Here is a 17959-nt window from a genome sequence, read left to right as displayed (position 1 = left end):
ACACTGCGCGACCCGAACGTTCGATGTCCGGGTCGCGTAGCGGGGGTTCGTGCCGGTCAGGCCGCCGAGGTCGGCAGGGAGCACAGATCGGTAACGTCGATCGGCGCGTCGGAGCTGGTCAGGTAGCTCTGCAGGGTGGACCGCTCGTCCAACGCGAGCCAATCGATTGTGTCGGTAAGTTCCGGGCGCAGGTCTTTCGTGGTGATTCCCACGGTGGTGCCGAGCGCGAACGAGCCGTCGTCGGTGACCGGGATCGCCGTGGCGCCGATCTTGACGGCGGCCCGCTCGGCCACCACGGACTCGATCGACTGGTCGACCGCGATCGCGATGCGGACGCCGGGGCCCGCGCCGGCGCCCAGCAACAGCCGGGCAAGGCGGTTCGACCACCGATCCAGTTCGGCGTAGGTGAGGTCACAGTCGGCGGTGGACACCACGACCGCGTTCGGGTCCACCTCGGCAACGGGACGTGCCAGCGGCAGCACGAAGAGGTTGTCGGTGATCGAATCGGTGAGCGTGTCCATGTCGTGTCCTCGGGTCGGAGAAGAGGTGAAGTGCGTACCTCTGAATCTCGTCCTCGAGCCGGACTTTCGACAGCAACCCCAGCGCTGGTCAGCGCACTCCCAGGGTGGGTAAAACCACACCCAAGGGGTACCGGTCGATCAATCCGTGACGAAGCCGTTGAGTGTATTGCGCAGATCGGCGACCAGCGCACGGGCCGCAGTGAGGCCGTCGCCGTGCCAGACCGTGTCCTCGACGGCGAACACCCGGTGATCGGTCGCGGCGCCGAGTTCCTTCCACTCCTCGGTGCGCAGCACGGCCTCGCCGTGCTTCTTGCCCTCGGCTCCGGCGAGGATCACGTAGATCAAGTCGCCCTCCACCTTGGTGGCGAACTCGCCCGCTCGCACGTCGAACGAGGCGCCACGCTGGACGGCGGGACGCTGCACGCCGACGTCGCCCAGAACCTGACCGGCGAAGCTGTCACCGCCCTCGATCCGATCGGCATCCGCGGTGAATCGGATGACCGAGGCCTGCGTCTGGCTCGCTGCGATCGCTGTTCCGGAGTCACGCGCCTCGGTGCGGTAACTGTCCAACGCGGACCTCGCGGCATCGCTCCGGCCCAAACCTGCCGCGAACGCGGCGAATTCGGCCTGCCACCGGTTGCCCGAGCCGACCAGCACAGTGGGGGCGATCGCCCGCAGAGCGTCGAAACTGGCCGCGCCGGTGGGGATGTCACCCAAAATCAGGTCAGGGCGTAGGTCGGCGATCCTGGCCGGATCAGGCTGCGCGGCCGATCCCACGCCGGGAATCTTCAACACGCCGGTACCGAGATAGGCGGGCTGTGCGCGCGGACCGTCGAGGACCACCGTGCCGACGACCCGCTCCCACAGGCCCAGCGCACAGACCGCATCCAGCGCGGAGGTAGTGAGTACGACAATGCGCTGCGGGTCGGCAGGCACCTCCGAGACGCCCGCGGCGTGTGTGACAGTGCGGGTGGCGCCGCCGGCCGGGTCCGGCGCGCTCGGCAGCGCGCACGCCTGGGAAGTGTCGCGCTCCAGCCCCACCACGCCCGCACCCGCGATGTTGGTCGTAGTGCGCACGATCGAGGCATCGTCGTCGCTCTTGCCACCACATCCCGCCGCGAGAACGGTGACACACACCGCCGCGACCGCGATCATCCGGCGGCCTACCGCAGCAGCGGGTCCGGAAAAAGCTGTGCGGTTTCGGAGACGAACGAAGGCGCTCAGCGACATGCGGGTGAGGGTACCGGGTGGGCTGGGTTTGTTTGGCAGCGCCTGCGGCGCTGCGGGTTCGCGGCCCCTGTGTGGCTCCCGGGCCGCGAACAGGGAATGCTCGGTCTCGCTTCGCTCGGAAGTTGAGGTGGGCCGATGTAGTGCGCTGGAAGGTATGTGTGGACGGGTGGTGTTCGGTCTTGCCTTGTTCGGAAGTTGAGGTGGGGCGATGTGTTGTGTTGGAGGGTAAGTACGGGTGGTGTTCGATCTTGGTTCGCTTGGAAATCGAGGTGGGCCGATGTGGTGCGCCGGAGGGTAGGTGTGGGCGGGTGGTGTTCGGTTCTGCTTCGTTAGGAAGTTGAGGAGGAGTGATGTGTTGCGCCGGAGGGCAATGTGGACGGGTGATGCTCGGTTTCGCTTAGTTCGGTTGTGAGCTGGGCCGGGATGGGGCGATGTTCGGTCTCGCTGCGTGCAGGGATCAGAGTGGGACCGATCTGGTTGCCCAGGGAGGCAAACGTTAGTGCCTGTGCCTGTGCCTGTGCCTGTGCCTGTGCCTGTGGCGCGGATCGCTGCGCATGTGACCCAGTTCCACTGTGCTTGTGGCGCGGATCGCTGCGAGTTGAGCCGGAGATGGCCCCATGGCCCCATCGAGACTCCCACGGGTTTGGATGTCCGATGGAGACGCACGGGTTTAGCAGTTCGGGGACCAACGCACTGTGCGCACCCACCCGACACTCTGGGGCCCGACAGCACCGATAGACACCGCCTTTGCCCACCACACAACCACATGGCTCACCCCCACTTCCGAGCGAAGCGAGACCGAGCATTGCCCGTTCGCGGACGCGAGCCACACAGGGGCCGCGAACCCGCAGCGCCGAAGGTGCTGCCAATTAACCGCTGCCAATTAACACAGCAATTAAACTGAGCCGCCGATGCTGAATCGTGCGCCGGTGGCGTCGGCGACCGAGGCCATTCGTCCGTAGGGGGTGTCCTGGGCGGGAGTCAGTACGGAGCCGCCCAGTTCGACGACCTGCTCGATGGTTTTGTCTACGTCGTCGGCGCCGAAGTAGACGGTCCACCCTGCGGGGGCGCCTTCGGGCAGGAATGCGGAGGCGTCCATGACACCGCCGAGCATCGGGCTCTCCGCGTGGATCGTGGTGTAGCGGAATTCCGGACTGTCGGCGATGGTGAAGGTGTCCGACCAGCCGAACACGTCCCGGTAGAACGCCAACGAGGCGTCGTAGGCGCGGGTGTGCAGTTCGAACCAGGATGGTGCGCCCGCGTGGTCGCGCCACTGGCCCGCGGTGACCAGGCCGATCGTCTCGAATCCGCCGAACGTCCCTGCTTGCCAGACGCCGATGCCCGCACCGCCGACGTCGCCGAGTACGGCCATGTGGCCCAGCTCGCCGACCGGCATCGGGGGCACCACCACTGTCGCGCCCGCCGCGACGGCGGCGTCCGCGGTGGCCTGTGCGTCGGGGCTGGCGAGGTATACCGTCCACTGCTCGGGACTTTCGGTGTCGCCGGCCATGCGGGCCATCGCGCCCGCGATCGCGGCGCCGTCTTTGCGGAAGGTGATGTAGCCGCCGAGTTCCTCGCCCGCGCGTTCGGCGGTCCAGCCGAACAGTTCGCCGTAGAACGCGATGCTGCGGTCGGGATCGGAGGTGTAGAGCTCGACCCAGCGGGGGTCGCCTGGTCGCATGCTGTGCGAAGTGGACATCGATGGTCTCCTGGCGTGGGGTGGAACGCTTGTCACCGGTAGAGACGGTTGTCGTGGGGCGTACTCATCGGTGCGCGGCCGCAGTGCGGGACCAACGAAATACGACAGAGAGTAGGACCCGTTCGGCCCGCTGGAACGACACGGTTTACGATTCGTGGAGCGCAAGCGAACTGTCGTCTGCTCCGGCAACGGAGTGGATGCGATCAGCGGAGCCTGCGGAGCGACTTAAAGGCACCTTTCAGGAGGATCAGTGACTGCCGTAGAGCCCCAGCCAGTCCCTCAGTTGGAAGCGACTCGGCCGTATCCGGCTCGGACGGGGCCGAAGGGCTCGTTCATCTACAAGCTGGTCACCACCACGGACCCGAAGGTCCTGGGTGTCATGTACCTGACGACGTCGATGGCCTTCTTCCTCATCGGTGGCCTGATGGCCCTTCTGATGCGTGGTGAGTTGGCGCGTCCCGGCCTGCAGTTCCTCTCCACCGAGCAGTTCAACCAGCTGTTCACCATGCACGGCACGATCATGCTGCTGTTCTACGCGACCGCCATCGTGTTCGGCTTCGCCAACATCATTCTTCCGCTGCAGATCGGCGCTCCCGACGTCGCGTTCCCGCGTCTGAACGCCTTCAGCTACTGGCTGTATCTGTTCGGCGCGAGTATGGCGACCGCGGGCTTCATCACCCCGGGTGGCGCTGCGGACTTCGGTTGGACGGCCTACGTGCCGCTGACCGACATCCTGCATTCGCCGGGCGTCGGGACCGACCTGTGGATCCTCGGTCTCGCCGTCTCCGGTCTGGGCACCATCCTCGGTGGCGTCAACATGCTGACCACCGTCGTCTGTCTGCGCGCGCCCGGTATGACCATGTTCCGGATGCCGATCTTCACCTGGAACATCGCCGTCACCAGCGTGCTCGTGCTGCTGGCGTTCCCACTGCTGACCGCCGCGTTGTTCGGTCTCGCCTACGACCGCCACCTGGGCGGCCACATCTACGACCCGGCGACCGGCGGCATCCTGCTCTACCAGCACCTGTTCTGGTTCTTCGGCCACCCCGAGGTGTACATCATCGCGCTGCCGTTCTTCGGGATCGTCTCGGAGATCTTCCCGGTCTTCTCTCGCAAGCCGATCTTCGGCTACACCACGTTGGTCTACGCCACCTTGGGTATCGCCGCCCTGTCCATCGCGGTCTGGGCACACCACATGTACGCCACCGGAGCGGTGCTGCTGCCGTACTTCTCCTTCATGACCTTCCTGATCGCCGTCCCGACCGGTGTGAAGTTCTTCAACTGGATCGGCACCATGTGGCGCGGTCAACTGACTTTCGAGTCACCGATGCTGTTCTCCATCGGCTTCATCGTCACGTTCCTCTTCGGTGGCTTGTCCGGTGTCATCCTGGCCAGTCCGCCGCTGGACTTCCACGTCACCGACTCGTACTTCGTCGTGGCGCACTTCCACTACGTGCTGTTCGGCACCATCGTGTTCGCCACCTACGCGGGCATCTACTTCTGGTTCCCCAAGATGACCGGACGCATGCTCGACGAACGCCTGGGCAAGTGGCATTTCTGGACTACTTTCATCGGCTTCCACACCACCTTCCTGGTGCAGCACTGGCTCGGCGCCGAAGGTATGCCGCGCCGCTATGCCGACTACCTGCCGAGCGACGGCTTCACCACGCTGAACACGATCTCGACGATCGGTGCGTTCGTGCTGGGCGCGTCGATGCTGCCGTTCATCTGGAACGTGTTCAAGAGCTACCGCTATGGCGAGGTGGTCACGGTGGACGATCCGTGGGGGTACGGCAACTCCCTGGAGTGGGCCACCACCTGCCCGCCGCCGCGGCACAACTTCTACGAGTTGCCGCGGATCCGTTCCGAGCGTCCCGCGTTCGAGTTGCACTACCCGCATATGGTCGAGCGGATGCGCGCCGAGGCGCACGTCGGCTGGGGATCGACCAAGCACGCCACCGAGGTACACGAAGGGGCCGTGGCAACGAAGTAGGCGGCTGCCCCGCCTACGCTCGACCGGGCTGACCTGGATGAGTTGGGCCGCACCACCGGATTCGGCATGACGAGTGTGCATCTGCTGGTCACCAGCGGGTGCACACTCGTTCGTTGCGTCAGGCAGTATTCACCGTGAGGTTGCGACAACGAGGTCCAGCACAGCGACGGCAAACACCGAACTTGGAGCGCATCAGTTGGCTGACACCACAGTCCTCGTCACCGTCACCGGCCCGGACCGGCCCGGTGTGACGTCCGTGCTGCTCGCGGCGATGTCGCGGCACCAGGTCAGCCTGCTCGACGTGGAGCAGGTGGTGATCCGGGGCAGATTGACCCTGGGCGTCCTGGTCACCTGTCCGAACGATCCCGAGGCATTGCAGGACGAGCTCGAAGAGGCCATGAACACCGTCGGTATGGAGGTCGACGTGGAGGTCGACGCCGAGGTCGGCTGGCAGCCGATGTCCACTCATGCGGTGGTGATCCTCGGCAGCCCGGTCACCGCGCGCGCGTTCAGCGCCGTCTCGCGCCAGTTGGCCACGCTCGGCGCCAATATCGACACCATCCGCGGGATCGCGGACTACCCGGTGACCGGCATGGAGTTGCTGGTTACCGCCACCGACCCGAGTCCGGACGCCGACTCGCGGCTGCGTACCGCATTGGCCGAGGTCGCGGTGGCCGAACGAGTGGATGTCGCGGTGGAGCGCGCGGGGCTGGCCCGCCGTGGCAAGCGGCTCATCGTGTTCGACGTCGACTCGACCCTGATCCAGGGTGAAGTCATCGAGATGCTCGCCGCGCACGCCGGTGTGGAGGAGGAGGTCCGTAAGGTCACCGAATCCGCCATGCGTGGTGAGATCGACTTCGCCGAGTCGCTGCGGCAACGGGTGGCGACGCTCGCGGGCCTCGACGAATCGGTGATCGAGGCGGTGGCCGACCGGATCGCGCTGACGCCTGGCGCCCGCACCACCATCCGCACGCTGCGCCGGATCGGTTTCCGCTGTGGTGTGGTGTCGGGTGGTTTCCGTCAGGTGATCGAACCGCTGGCGCACGAGTTGGAACTGGACTTCGTCCAGGCGAACACTTTGGAGATCGCGGACGGCAAGCTGACCGGCCGCGTGGTCGGTGAGATCGTGGACCGGGCGGCCAAGGCCACGGCGCTGCGCAAATTCGCGGCCGAGGCCGGGGTGCCCATGGAGCAGACCGTCGCGGTCGGCGACGGCGCCAACGATATCGACATGCTCAACGCCGCCGGGCTGGGTGTGGCCTTCAACGCGAAACCCGCGCTGCGTGAAGTGGCCGATACCGCCCTCTCGCAACCCTATCTGGACGCGGTGCTGTTCATTCTCGGTGTCACCCGGCACGAGGTGGAGGCGGCCGATGCCAGGGACGGCTTGCTGCGCCGAGTCCCCTTGGACTGAAGGCTATTCGGTGCGCCCCGCACAGTGCGCGCGGCGGCCGACTCGGCGATGGCGCTGCTCGCCGCTGTCGACGGCCACCGTCAATGGGCTCGCCGGGGTTGATCATTCGTCGATCGGAGATGTGGTGCGGATGTCGTTGTGTGGACTGCTTCTCTGGGTGGCGCTGGTCGTGTGCGGTGCGCACGACTCGCGGCGGGCGGAGGCCGCCGAAAAGTCGTCGCCGGGACTGGAGGTGTAGTGATGACGAGCATCCCGGAATGCGGTGCCGACCTGCGCGGTGGCGCGGAGAATGCCATAGCCGCAACGGCGTCGGCCGCCGAAGGCTTTCCGGCGCGGCATGCGGAACTGGCCGCGGGCTATGGCGGTGCGGGTGATCCGGACGACCCGGCCATGGTGCAGGCGATGCAGATGGTCCTGCACCTGCCCAAGGCCGACCCGCCACCTCGCAGCGCATTGCTCGTCGCGGCGGCGACCGCGGCCGTGGCACTGTGCTTGGACGAGCGGGTCGGGCCGGGCGGCGAATGGGAGGAACGCTATCTGTCGTGGAAGCGCGCACGGATTCGCAAGGTGGCCCGTCGTGCCCGCGGTGCCCAGTGGCGCGCGACCTGCGCGGTGGAGGGCGTCACCGCCGAGATCGACGGCGCGCAGGCGCGTGCCCTGGTGCCCGGCCCGGTGGGTCGGGTCGATCCACGGATCAGGCGGTTGCAGATCGGCGGTACCGATCTCGACCACGATGATCCCGGCCCACCCGACCCGGCGCTGCCCGTGCTGTGGGTGAACTCGTCGCTCGGCATGACCCTGGGCAAGGCGGCCGCGCAGGTCGGCCACGCGAGCATGCTGCTCGCCGGCGCGCTCACCGCCGAGCGTGCGTGGTCCTGGTCCGAGCGCGGATTCCACTGCTCGGTGCGTGAAGCCGACGCCCAGCGGTGGGCTACCCTCGTCGGCCACGTGGCCGAGGGGGCCGCGGTCGCCGTGCGGGACGCGGGATTCACCGAGGTGGCGCCGGGCTCGATGACCGTGATCGCCGTCCCGGCCCGGTCCTGGTGAACGGCGCCCCGGCGACCATTCGGCAATCGGTCAGGACCCGAATCCCTCCCCGCGGTGGCAAGTGTCCGCACGGGTGAGCCAAGATGGAGCGCGTGCCGCAACCGGATCCTGATCTACTCATCGATTTCACCAACGTGACCGTTCGCCGCTCGGGCCATACGCTCGTCGGTCCGGTCACCTGGCAGGTCGAGCTCGACGAACGCTGGGTCGTTCTCGGTCCGAACGGCGCGGGTAAGACTTCGCTGCTGCGGATGGCCGGCGCCCAGATACACCCCACCTCGGGTGTGGCCCATCTGCTCGGGGAGCGGATCGGTAAGGTCGACATGAGCGAGCTGCGGCCGCGGATCGGCTTGTCCTCCGCCGCCGTGGCCAGCCGGATTCCGGTCGACGAGAAGGTCACCGACCTGGTGGTCTCCGCCGGATACGCGGTGCTGGGCCGATGGCGGGAGCGCTATGACGACGTCGATACCGACCGCGCCATCGACATGTTGGAGAGCTTGGGCGCCGAACATCTCTCGGACCGCGCCTACGGCACCCTGTCGGAGGGCGAGCGCAAGCGAGTGCTGATCGCCCGCGCGCTGATGACCGATCCCGAGTTGCTGCTGCTCGACGAGCCTGCCGCGGGCCTGGACCTGGGCGGTCGGGAAGAGCTGGTGGAACGGCTCGGCGATCTCGCGGCCGATCCGGACTCGCCCGCGATCGTGCTGGTCACCCACCACGTGGAGGAGATCCCGCCGGGATTCACCCACGGCTTGTTACTCAACGAGGGCGAGGTGGTCGCGCAGGGTCTGCTCAGCGACGTCCTCACCTCGGCCAACCTCAGCGATGCTTTCCGTCAGTCGATCGCACTGGACCGGGTGGACGGCCGCTATTTCGCGCGCCGCGCGCGGCGCGCGGGCAAGCACCGCACCCGCTGACCAGACGCCGTGGCCGCGTGCACCAAGCGCGCGTTAGGGTGCACAGGTGAGTGAGACAGCAGCGCAGGCCGACTCGTCGTCGGGTGCGCCCTCGCCGAAGGACGCGTCGACGGTGATGCTGGTGCGCGATGGCGCCGGTGGTCCCGAGATCTTCCTGCAGCGCAGAGTCGGCGCCATGGCGTTCGCCGCGGGCATGACCGTGTTTCCCGGCGGTGGCGTCGACCTGTCCGACGGCACCGCGGACATCGCCTGGGCCGGGCCCGAACCCGCCTGGTGGGCTGAGCGATTCGCGACCACCGAGCCGAGGGCCAAGGCGCTGGTGTGCGCGGCGGTTCGGGAGACGTTCGAGGAATGTGGCGTGCTGCTGGCCGGTTCGACCGCGGACAGCGTCATCTCCGACACCGCCGGTTACCGCATCGCCCGGGAGAAGTTGGAACGCAGGGAGTTGTCGCTCGCGTCGTTCCTCGCCGAGGAGCGGCTGGTGCTGCGCGCGGACCTGCTGTGGCCGTGGGCGAATTGGATCACCCCGGTGATCGAGCCGCGCCGCTACGACACCCGGTTCTTCGTCGCCGTACTGCCGACGGGACAGCGTGCCGACGGTGCCACCTCGGAGGCGGCGGAGGTGCGGTGGCGCACTCCGCGCGAGGCGCTGGCCCGCTGGCGGGCCGGTACCGACGTGCTGCTGCCGCCGACCTGGGCGCAGTTGGTCGCGCTCGGCGAATTCGGTTCCACCAGCGACATCCTGGCTACGCGGCCTGTGATCGATCCGGTCATGCCGGTGCTCACGGACATCGACGGCAAGCGGGTCCTGTCCTTCCCGGACAGCGAGCGCTACTTCGCCGACCTCCCGGATGCCGGTCGACTCGAGGGATCGTCAGTGCGCAAGTGAGTGGGCGCGCCGGTACCCGGTAGCGTGGCCTCCCATGGCCGAATTCGTGACCCTTGACCTGTCCGAGGGTGCTGCCGCTCGCCGTGTGGCTGTCCTCCGGATCGCCCGCCCGCCGCTGAACTTGCTGAACGTGCAGGTCATGCGCGAGCTGGCGGAAGCGGCCGATGCGGTCGCCGCGGACACGCGCGTCGCGGCCGTGGTTGTGTACGGCGACGACCGGGTGTTCTCGGCCGGTGACGATGTGGCCGAGTTGTCGGGGCTGAGCGCGCAGCAGGCGCGTGCCATGGCGAGCGATTTGCAGCGCGCGCTGGGGTGCCTGGCCCGGCTTCCGCAGCCGACTGTCGCCGCGATCAGCGGTTACTGTCTCGGTAGTGGGCTGGAGTTGGCGCTCGGCGCCGATCGACGCGTGATCGGCGACAATGTCAAACTGGGTCTGCCGCAGATCGGTGTGGGACTTATCCCGCTCGCCGGAATCCGGCGGCTGACGCTGTTGATCGGGCCGGGTCCGGCCAAGGATCTGGTCTACACCGGTCGCTTCGTCGAGCCGGATGAGGCGATGGCACTCGGTCTGGTCGACGAGGTTGTCGCGCCGGACGACGTATACAACGCCGCGATCCGGTGGGCGGAACAGTTCGTGGCGGGACCGGCGCGTGCTCTGGCCGCCGCGAAGGCGGTCTTCGAAGCCGGTCCGCACGGCCTCGACCGAGCCGAGACCGAATGGTCTGATTTATTCCGGACGGAAGATCGCCTGATCGGAACAGGTTCCTATCTTGCCGACGGTCCGGGGTCGGCCGAATTCGTGGGTCGATAGCAGGCGTCAACTGCAGATTTGGGTAGGCTTGCCCACCATGACGGTACGTCCCGACGACCCCGCGCCGAACCCGCATGCCACCGAGGCGGAGGTAGCGGCAGCGCTCAAGGATACGAAACTGGCCCAGGTGCTCTATCACGACTGGGAAGCCGAGACCTACGACGACAAGTGGTCTATCTCGTATGACGAGCGTTGTATCGACTACGCGCGCGGCAGGTTCGACCTCGCCGTCGGCCAGGCGCCGCTGCCGTACGACAGGGCGCTCGAACTCGGGTGCGGCACCGGCTTTTTCCTGCTGAATCTGATGCAGGCGGGCGTGGCGAAGTCGGGCTCGGTCACCGACCTGTCGCCCGGCATGGTCAAGGTCGCGCTGCGCAACGCGCAGAACCTCGGGCTGGACGTAGACGGCCGTGTCGCGGACGCCGAGACCATCCCCTACGAGGACGACACCTTCGATCTGGTGGTCGGCCATGCCGTGCTGCACCACATCCCTGATGTCGAGTTGGCACTCAAGGAATGTCTGCGCGTGCTCAAGCCGGGCGGGCGCTTCGTCTTCGCGGGCGAGCCGACCACGGTCGGAAACTTCTACGCGCGCTGGCTCGGTCGGATGACCTGGAACGCCACCACCACGGTGACCAAGCTGCCGGTGCTGAGCGACTGGCGGCGTCCCCAGGAGGAACTGGACGAGTCCTCGCGCGCCGCGGCTTTGGAGGCGGTCGTCGACCTGCACACCTTCGACCCGCGTGACCTGGAGACCATGGCCCGTTCGGCAGGCGCGGTCGACGTGGCCGCCAACACCGAGGAGTTCGCCGCCGCGTTGTGGGGCTGGCCGGTGCGCACGTTCGAGGCCGCGGTGCCCGCCGAGAAGCTCACCTGGCGCTACCGGATGGCGATGTACCGTGCCTGGCTCGGCCTGAGCTGGGTCGACGAGAACATCATGCGCCGTGTGGTGCCGCGCCGGTTCTTCTACAACGCCATGATCACCGGCGTGAAGCCGGGCGTTTCCGCCAAGTAGTGGGCTACGGCTTCCGTCGAGAGGATGTCGCGTTCCTCACCAGCGCGGCGGGTGGCGCGGCGCTGGCCGAGGTGGACCGGCTGGAGCTGACCCCGGCGTCGCACCTGCGTGATCTGGAGCGGGTGCGACGCGAGCACGGTGCGTGGGCGCCCGCCCTCGTCGAGACGGTGCGGTTGCGCCGCAAGGCGAGCGCAAAGCTGGTCGATGCCGGGGAGTGGCTGTTCACCGATGACGCCCTGCAACAGGCCACTCCGACGGTGGTGGCCCGGCAGCGGGCGGCCCGGTTGGCGGGTCGGGCCGTGCACGACGTCACCTGCTCGATCGGTGCGGAACTTGTCGAACTGGCGCGGGTCTGCCCGGCGGTGATCGGGAGTGATCTCGATGACGTGCGGCTGTCGATGGCCGCGCACAATCTGACCGGGGATCGAAACGTCTTGTTGGCCAAGGCCGACGCGCTCGTCCCGGCGACCACCGGCACCGTGGTGGTGGCTGATCCGGCGCGTCGCGCCGACGGCCGGCGCACCCACGACCCGGCAAAACTGCAGCCGCCACTACCGGATCTGCTCAACGCCTATGCCGACCGTGACCTCGTCGTGAAGTGCGCTCCCGGACTGGATTTCGACCGGCTCGGCTGGGCCGGCGAAATCGAAGTGGTGTCGCTGGATGGCGCGGTACGCGAGGCATGCCTGTGGTCGCCGGGATTGACGGAGGCCCGCGTCACCCGGCGTGCCACCGTATCCGCTACGGACCGGCCATCGTTCACGCTCACCGATGTCGACCCCGACGACATTCCCGAACAGGCCCCGGGGCAGTGGATCATCGACCCCGACGGCGCTGTCGTCCGTGCGGGCCTGGTCCGTCACTACGCCGCCAAACACGGACTGTGGCAATTGGACCCACGTATCGCCTATCTCACCGGTGATCGGGTTCCCGACGGGATGCGCGGGTTTCGCATTGTCGATCGCCTGGAATTCCGGGAGAAGACGCTGCGTTCAGAACTGAGGCGCCGCGACTGCGGGGCACTCGAGATTCTGGTGCGGGGTGTCGACGTAGACCCCGACCAGCTGCGTCGCCGCTTGAAGCCGACCGGCGCCCGGTCGTACACGTTGGTGATCACGCGAATCGGCCGCGCCGCAACTGTTTTCGTCTGTACCGCGGTCGCGCCGAGCTGACGACACGACCGGTGTGCGGCAGGTCAGTGCTCTGGTACGAAGGCGAAGAGCTCGCCAATTCGAGTGGCCACGACGATTTCACCCTTGGCGCTGACGGAGGTGCCGGTCGTGGCGCCCGCGGCATCGGGCAGGACATCCGAGTCGATGGTGGCGCCGCTACCGGTGTCGAACGTGATGAGGTTGAGGCCGTCGCCGATGGTGGCGGTGGTGTACCCGGTGCCGCCCGCGGTCTGGACCGGTGTGCCGCGCAGCGCGAGATCTTTACGCTCCCAGGCGATTTCCGGCACATCGCCCTTGTCGCGAAGGGCGAGTAGATAGCCTTCGTCGCCGGACGGAATGATCAGGCCGTCGCTGGAAACCGAGATCCCACCGCGCGGCGCCCATTCCAAGGGCTGGACCCACTTGGTCCGCCCGTCGGAGGTGTCTACGGCGATCAAGCGCTTGCTGTTGTCTCCCACGTAGACGGTCTTGCCATCCGTCGACAGGGTGGGGCTGGTCGCGCTGCCCCCCGACAGCATGTCGGCATGCCATTCCTGCTGAATCTTGTTGTTCGCGTAGCGGAGCGCGATCAGGGCCGCGGTCGGCTTGCCCGGCTGCCACAGTGTCACGAAGAAGCGGCCGCTCGCGGCATCGACGGCGGAGATGTTCGCGACCGGGCACTGCGGTCCGCCGGTGCGGCAGTCGTCCAAGCCCTGGCCGGCTGCCGGCCAGGTGAGGTCGGGGTGGGCAAGGTAGTCCGGCTCGCCGAGCAACTGCACCGTCGGTACGAGGCGTTCACCCGTCTGACGCGACAGCACATCGACCTGACCGGATTGGGTGACCGTGATGAGCGTTCCGTCGCCGGTGAATTGCAGTGAGACCGGCGTTCCGGCGACCGTGGTGCTCCAGCGGGGCTGCCCCAGGTAGTTGAACGAAGTCACATGGCTGTCGTCACCGATGTAGACATTGGTCATCCCGTCGACCAGCGAGGGCGAGGAGATCGCGTTCGGTTCGAGCTTGTTGCAGAACCGTTTGCGCCCGGTGGCCATCTGGAATGAGAAGATCGCGCAGTTAGGGGTGCGTGTGGTCAGGAAGATCTGCCCATCCGGGCCGATCGTGACCGCCTCGGCGATCGGTCCGCCGATCGGACGCGACCAGCTCAGCGCGACCTTCCGTGCGCCGGTGATCGGACTGGCAGCGCTGTTGCGGCTGTCGTGGTAGGCCGCGGGCCAGCCGGTGCCGGGACCGACGGTGATGTCGTCGACGTCGGTGCCGCAGCCGGACAGAGCCAGTGCGCCGACCGCGGCCAGTACGGCCGCAGCACGTATCCGGGACGGTCGCCACATGGAAGTAGCCAGTACGCCGCCGCTTCGCACCTGCCGTACTCCTGTCTTCATCTGCCCGCACGCGACTGAGGGTGTCGAACCACGGTCCCGGATCGGTCTTTTCACCGGCGAGTTCGGGGCGCCGTCGCCAGCGCACGAGTCACTGTACGGGAGGCGGTGGGTCGAGTTGCAAGCAGGCCATCGCGCCTACCAGCGTCGTTTTCGGGCTGGACGCGAGGCCACACATCGCCCGGCGCGGCGTCGGTGGCCGAGACCTGGATCGGTTCTGCCGCGTCGCTCTGCGGCCGCCCGGCCGCACGCCACGACGTGTCGAACGAAGGCTGCCCGACTCCGCCTATGGAGCAGGGTGGATACGAAGACCTCCGGAAACGGATTGCGTACTTCGGTAGGCCGCACTCCGCCCGAAGGTCTCCGCTGTGTCGGGTCGACACGTCGTCACCACTGTCCGAGGCCACGCCACCTGTTCGATAGTCGCAGGCCGCGAGGTGTTGTCACGCCCGTGACAGCAGTCGTCGTGGCATACCGAACCGACACCGTGTCCGTCGCCGGTATGTCGCAGTGGCTCAGAACGCGCTTCCGGTGGACGGCAAGCCGTGCGAGAGGTGAGCGCTCCCGGTGCCGCCGTGCCGGTGGGAGAGATGGCCGCTACCGCTACCGCCGTGAATCGGAGTGCCGGGGGTGGGCGTCTCGGCTTGATCGGCGGGCTCGAGCACCAGCGGAGTAGCGAAAGCAGGGGCCACCAGGGCCGTTGCCGGCGCCAGCGCCAGTGCGCCCGCGATGGCGATGCGGGCCAGCACGCGGCGGGACTGTCCGTTGTCGTGGTGCATTTTCTGAGTCATGGGGTACTTCCTCACTTGTGCACAGCGGTCAGTGACCGCTCGGATGTCCGAGGGGTCCTGGCCCGGCGAACACGGGCGACTCCCTTGAACGGTCGCCATCGTACCGTTGCATAGCGGCCCATCATTAGGGAGCGAATAGTGGCCGCTGCGATTGTGGGCAACGTCATGCGCAGGCGGACGACGTCGCCCGGAGCGCGCTGTCGGTACAGCTGGCCGAACCGACGGCCCGCGATCGCGAGCAAACCCTCAGCCGTTTCACGGGAAAGCTCGAGTTGCCTCGCGGGACGCGACCGACTCCCGTATTGCCGAGTCGAGGACGATTGCGACTGGTGTCGGAACTACTGGTTCACCTCGGCCCGTGAGATCCGTGCCGGCTCCACGCGGTCGCTCCGCATCAGTGACGTGGTTGCACAACCGCGCGGCCTGGTAGCGCAAGCGCAAAACTCGCTGCTGGGCGGAGTCGCCGTCCGTCGAAGCGATTCATAGTTCATCCATTTGTGAATACAGTTTTTTATGTATTATTGGGCTGTGGAGACGTTGTCGCGTAGTGACGCGCTGGCCCGTTTCGGGCATGCACTGTCGGACCCGACGCGCACCCAGATCCTGTTGAACCTGCGCGCAGCGCCGGGATATCCGTCGGATATGGCCGACCGGATCGGGGTGTCGCGGCAGATCCTGTCCAATCATCTGGCGTGCCTGCGCGGGTGCGGGCTGGTGGTCGCGGTCCCGGAGGGGCGGCGCAGCCGCTACGAGTTGGCCGACACTCGCATCGCGGCCGCGCTCGATGACCTGCTCGGGTTGGTGCTGGCGGTCGATCCGGCCTGTTGTCCGGTGTCGGATACCGAACGGTGCTGCTGATGGCCGCGCTCGGCATGCCCAGGGTGCCGTCGGCGCGTGCGCTCGGTCCGAGCCCGGACCGCAAAGCGGTGCTGGCACGGAGAATCCGGTGGTTAGTGGCCGCGACCATCTCGTACAACGTGATCGAGGCGAGCATCGCCCTGACCGAGGGAACCCGGGTGTCCTCGACGGCGCTGATCGGGTTCGGGCTGGATTCGGTGATCGAGGTGTCCTCGGCAGCCGCGGTCGCGTGGCAGTTCGCCGGCCGCGACCCGGAGCGGCGGGAGAAGATCGCGCTGCGGATCATCGCGTTCTCGTTCTTCGCCCTCGCCGCCTACGTCACTATCGACTCGACCCGTGGGCTGCTCGGCCTGGGCGAAGCGCAGCAATCCCCGGTCGGGATCACCCTCGCCGCCGCCAGCCTCGTCATCATGCCGGTGCTGTCGGCCGCGCAGCGCCGCGCCGGACGTGAACTCGGATCCGCTTCCGCGGTAGCCGATTCCAGGCAGACCCTGCTGTGCACCTATCTTTCGGCGGTGCTGCTGGTCGGGCTGCTGATCAACAGCTTGTTCGGCCGGTCGTGGGCCGATCCGGTCGCCGCGCTGGTGATCGCGGTGATCGCGGTGCGCGAAGGGCTCAACGCCTGGCGCGGCGACACCTGCTGTGCTGCGCCGGTCGTGCTCGGTGCCGCCGAGCGGACCACGGGGCATCACCGCGGCTGCTGCGACTGACCAGCGCTCTATTGTCGGAAGGACAGGCCATGCAACGAGTCCCGCTTGCGGCCCGCATCCGCTACCAGCAAGAGATGGCGGCCGCGAAAACCTCGGACGATGACGACCTGCGGTGGGCGCATCTCGAACGTGCGCACATCCTGTCCCAGCCCGACCCATGGCTGCACACCCGCAACCATGTCGCCATGCTCGCCCTGGCCGTGCGGCAACGCGACCGGCGCGAAGCCTTCGGTCAGGTCATCCGGATAATCGTCGCCGCCCCCGGCTCGCTCTCCGGCCGCTATCCCGAAGGCAACACCGGCCGTGCCGGCGTCGGGCTGCGTCAGCCGATGTCGATCCCACCGGATCTCGTGGCGCTGCTGCACCCGGCTGCCGCCTGAGCCGGGGTGCGCCCGACCGAGACATCGGCGCCGCCGTTCCTCCTGGCGACCCCATGTTTCGGTGCGGAGGAATCGAACGGTTCCGTGTGCACTACGTCGTCGATACCGGGATGGCGGTAGCGGGAGTCGGCGGCCACTGGGTTCGGGTCCTGCTTTGTCTCTTGTCGTCTCGGGTAGCCGTCTACCAGCTAGCCTCGGACGATAGGCTTGACCCGTCGCCCGAGGTCGGCGACAGCCCTCAGGACCACGACAGGAGAGCCGTTCGTGACGAGCATGTGGGGCGCGCCGCTACGCGCGCGCTGGCGCGGATCGCGTCGCCGCGATCCGCAGCAGGCGCGATTTCTGACGCTGGCGTCGCTGCGCTGGGTGCTCGCGAACCGCGCTTACACGCCGTGGTACCTGGTCCGCTACTACCGGCTGCTCAAGTTCCGCATGGCCAACCCGCACATCGTGCTGCGCGGCATGGTGTTCCTGGGGCGGCGCGTCGAAATCCACGCGACTCCGGAGCTGAGCCGGATGGAAATCGGTCGCTGGGTGCACATCGGCGACGGCAACGCGATCCGCTGTCATGAGGGTTCGCTGCGCATCGGCGACAAGGTGGTGTTCGGTAAGGACAACGTCGTCAACACCTACCTCGACATCGAGATCGGCGAATCGACGTTGGTGGCCGATTGGTGCTACATCTGCGATTTCGACCACAAGATGGACGACATCACGATGCCGATCAAGGATCAGGGCATCGTGAAGAGCCCGGTCCGCATCGGCCCCGACACCTGGATCGCCGCGAAAGTCACCGTGCTGCGCGAGACGCGTGTCGGTCGCGGCTGTGTGCTCGGCGCGCATGCCGTGGTCAAGGGTGAGATCCCGGATTACAGCATCGCTGTCGGTGCGCCGGCGAAGGTGGTCAAGAATCGCAAGACCGCCTGGGAGGCGGGCGCCGAGGATCGCGCCAAATATCTTGCGGCACTGGAAGACATCGAGCGCAAGAAGAACGGGGCGACCCAGAAAGCCTAGCGTCTCGTTTCTGCCACCGAAAGGTGCGCCACTATTGAACGTGCCGCTATATAGCGGTATCTTACTGGGGCTACGGCGTTCTCGACCACGAGAGCGTGTTGTGACCCGAGTGAAGGGTGCGTCTC

The 17959-nt window shown here is 67.3% G+C and carries 17 protein-coding genes; 12 read left to right on the top strand and 5 right to left on the bottom strand.

From position 1 onward, the window contains the following. Window positions 1-56: 56 nt before the first annotated feature. From AB0B25_RS09480 to AB0B25_RS09470, 3 genes are all read right to left on the bottom strand, one after another. The gene (locus AB0B25_RS09480; RefSeq protein WP_357176763.1) at window positions 57-521 is read right to left on the bottom strand and encodes an AMP-binding protein; all 465 of its coding nucleotides are present in this window, start codon (window positions 519-521) and stop codon (window positions 57-59) included. Window positions 522-659: 138 nt separating this feature from the next. After that, window positions 660-1751, bottom strand: coding sequence for an ABC transporter substrate-binding protein (locus AB0B25_RS09475; protein WP_357176761.1), 1092 nt, complete (start codon window positions 1749-1751; stop codon window positions 660-662). 895 nt (window positions 1752-2646) lie between these two features. Beyond that, window positions 2647-3450 carry a VOC family protein gene (locus AB0B25_RS09470; protein WP_357176759.1) on the bottom strand — a complete coding sequence of 268 codons (804 nt, stop codon included), beginning with the start codon at window positions 3448-3450 and terminating at the stop codon, window positions 2647-2649. Window positions 3451-3700: 250 nt separating this feature from the next. Between AB0B25_RS09470 and ctaD the strand changes: the two genes are divergently transcribed. The 8 genes from ctaD to AB0B25_RS09430 all read left to right on the top strand — a co-directional run bounded on the left by ctaD (window position 3701) and on the right by AB0B25_RS09430 (window position 12708). Then, window positions 3701-5443 (top strand): cytochrome c oxidase subunit I, encoded by a 1743-nt coding sequence (gene ctaD, locus AB0B25_RS09465; protein WP_357176757.1) that lies wholly within the window; start codon window positions 3701-3703, stop codon window positions 5441-5443. Window positions 5444-5639: 196 nt separating this feature from the next. Further along, on the top strand, window positions 5640-6857 hold the full coding sequence (serB, locus tag AB0B25_RS09460; RefSeq protein WP_357176755.1) for a phosphoserine phosphatase SerB: 1218 nt from the start codon (window positions 5640-5642) through the stop codon (window positions 6855-6857). 240 nt (window positions 6858-7097) lie between these two features. Next, a complete protein-coding gene (locus tag AB0B25_RS09455) occupies window positions 7098-7904 on the top strand; it encodes an aminoacyl-tRNA hydrolase (RefSeq protein ID WP_357176753.1) in 807 nt (268 codons plus the stop codon). An 83-nt stretch (window positions 7905-7987) separates the two neighbouring features. Continuing rightward, window positions 7988-8821 carry an ABC transporter ATP-binding protein gene (locus AB0B25_RS09450; RefSeq protein ID WP_357176751.1) on the top strand — a complete coding sequence of 278 codons (834 nt, stop codon included), beginning with the start codon at window positions 7988-7990 and terminating at the stop codon, window positions 8819-8821. Window positions 8822-8936: 115 nt separating this feature from the next. Continuing rightward, on the top strand, window positions 8937-9710 hold the full coding sequence (locus AB0B25_RS09445; RefSeq protein WP_357176792.1) for an NUDIX hydrolase: 774 nt from the start codon (window positions 8937-8939) through the stop codon (window positions 9708-9710). A 34-nt stretch (window positions 9711-9744) separates the two neighbouring features. Continuing rightward, entirely contained in the window at window positions 9745-10521 is a 777-nt protein-coding gene (locus AB0B25_RS09440; RefSeq protein ID WP_357176749.1) for an enoyl-CoA hydratase-related protein, read from the top strand. Window positions 10522-10558: 37 nt separating this feature from the next. Next, the gene (locus AB0B25_RS09435; protein ID WP_357176748.1) at window positions 10559-11536 is read left to right on the top strand and encodes a class I SAM-dependent methyltransferase; all 978 of its coding nucleotides are present in this window, start codon (window positions 10559-10561) and stop codon (window positions 11534-11536) included. Continuing rightward, complete coding sequence (locus tag AB0B25_RS09430) at window positions 11536-12708, top strand: class I SAM-dependent methyltransferase (RefSeq protein ID WP_357176746.1); 1173 nt, start codon at window positions 11536-11538, stop codon at window positions 12706-12708. Before AB0B25_RS09435 ends, AB0B25_RS09430 begins: the two co-directional genes overlap by 1 nt. 23 nt (window positions 12709-12731) lie before the next feature. Here AB0B25_RS09430 and AB0B25_RS09425 read toward each other — a convergent pair whose 3' ends face one another. Both AB0B25_RS09425 and AB0B25_RS09420 read right to left on the bottom strand, forming a co-directional pair. Further along, window positions 12732-14084 (bottom strand): PQQ-binding-like beta-propeller repeat protein, encoded by a 1353-nt coding sequence (locus AB0B25_RS09425; protein ID WP_357176744.1) that lies wholly within the window; start codon window positions 14082-14084, stop codon window positions 12732-12734. Window positions 14085-14596: 512 nt separating this feature from the next. Then, entirely contained in the window at window positions 14597-14872 is a 276-nt protein-coding gene (locus tag AB0B25_RS09420; protein ID WP_357176743.1) for a hypothetical protein, read from the bottom strand. A 513-nt stretch (window positions 14873-15385) separates the two neighbouring features. On the opposite strand from AB0B25_RS09420, the gene AB0B25_RS09415 reads away from it, so the two are divergent. The 4 genes from AB0B25_RS09415 to AB0B25_RS09400 all read left to right on the top strand — a co-directional run bounded on the left by AB0B25_RS09415 (window position 15386) and on the right by AB0B25_RS09400 (window position 17834). Then, on the top strand, window positions 15386-15730 hold the full coding sequence (locus AB0B25_RS09415) for a metalloregulator ArsR/SmtB family transcription factor (RefSeq protein WP_357176741.1): 345 nt from the start codon (window positions 15386-15388) through the stop codon (window positions 15728-15730). After that, window positions 15730-16440, top strand: coding sequence for a cation transporter (locus AB0B25_RS09410; RefSeq protein WP_357176739.1), 711 nt, complete (start codon window positions 15730-15732; stop codon window positions 16438-16440). The genes AB0B25_RS09415 and AB0B25_RS09410 overlap by 1 nt, the downstream gene beginning before the upstream one ends. A 29-nt stretch (window positions 16441-16469) precedes the next feature. Continuing rightward, entirely contained in the window at window positions 16470-16820 is a 351-nt protein-coding gene (locus AB0B25_RS09405) for a DUF3703 domain-containing protein (RefSeq protein WP_357176737.1), read from the top strand. A gap of 264 nt (window positions 16821-17084) precedes the next feature. Beyond that, window positions 17085-17834 (top strand): acyltransferase, encoded by a 750-nt coding sequence (locus AB0B25_RS09400; RefSeq protein ID WP_357176735.1) that lies wholly within the window; start codon window positions 17085-17087, stop codon window positions 17832-17834. Window positions 17835-17959 lie beyond the last annotated feature (125 nt).

Origin of the sequence: Nocardia sp. NPDC049190 (assembly GCF_040648115.1) — a bacterium.
GTDB lineage: Bacteria > Actinomycetota > Actinomycetes > Mycobacteriales > Mycobacteriaceae > Nocardia.
Note: the sequence above shows the minus strand (reverse complement) of the source record. Positions and strands in the feature narration are given on the sequence as shown.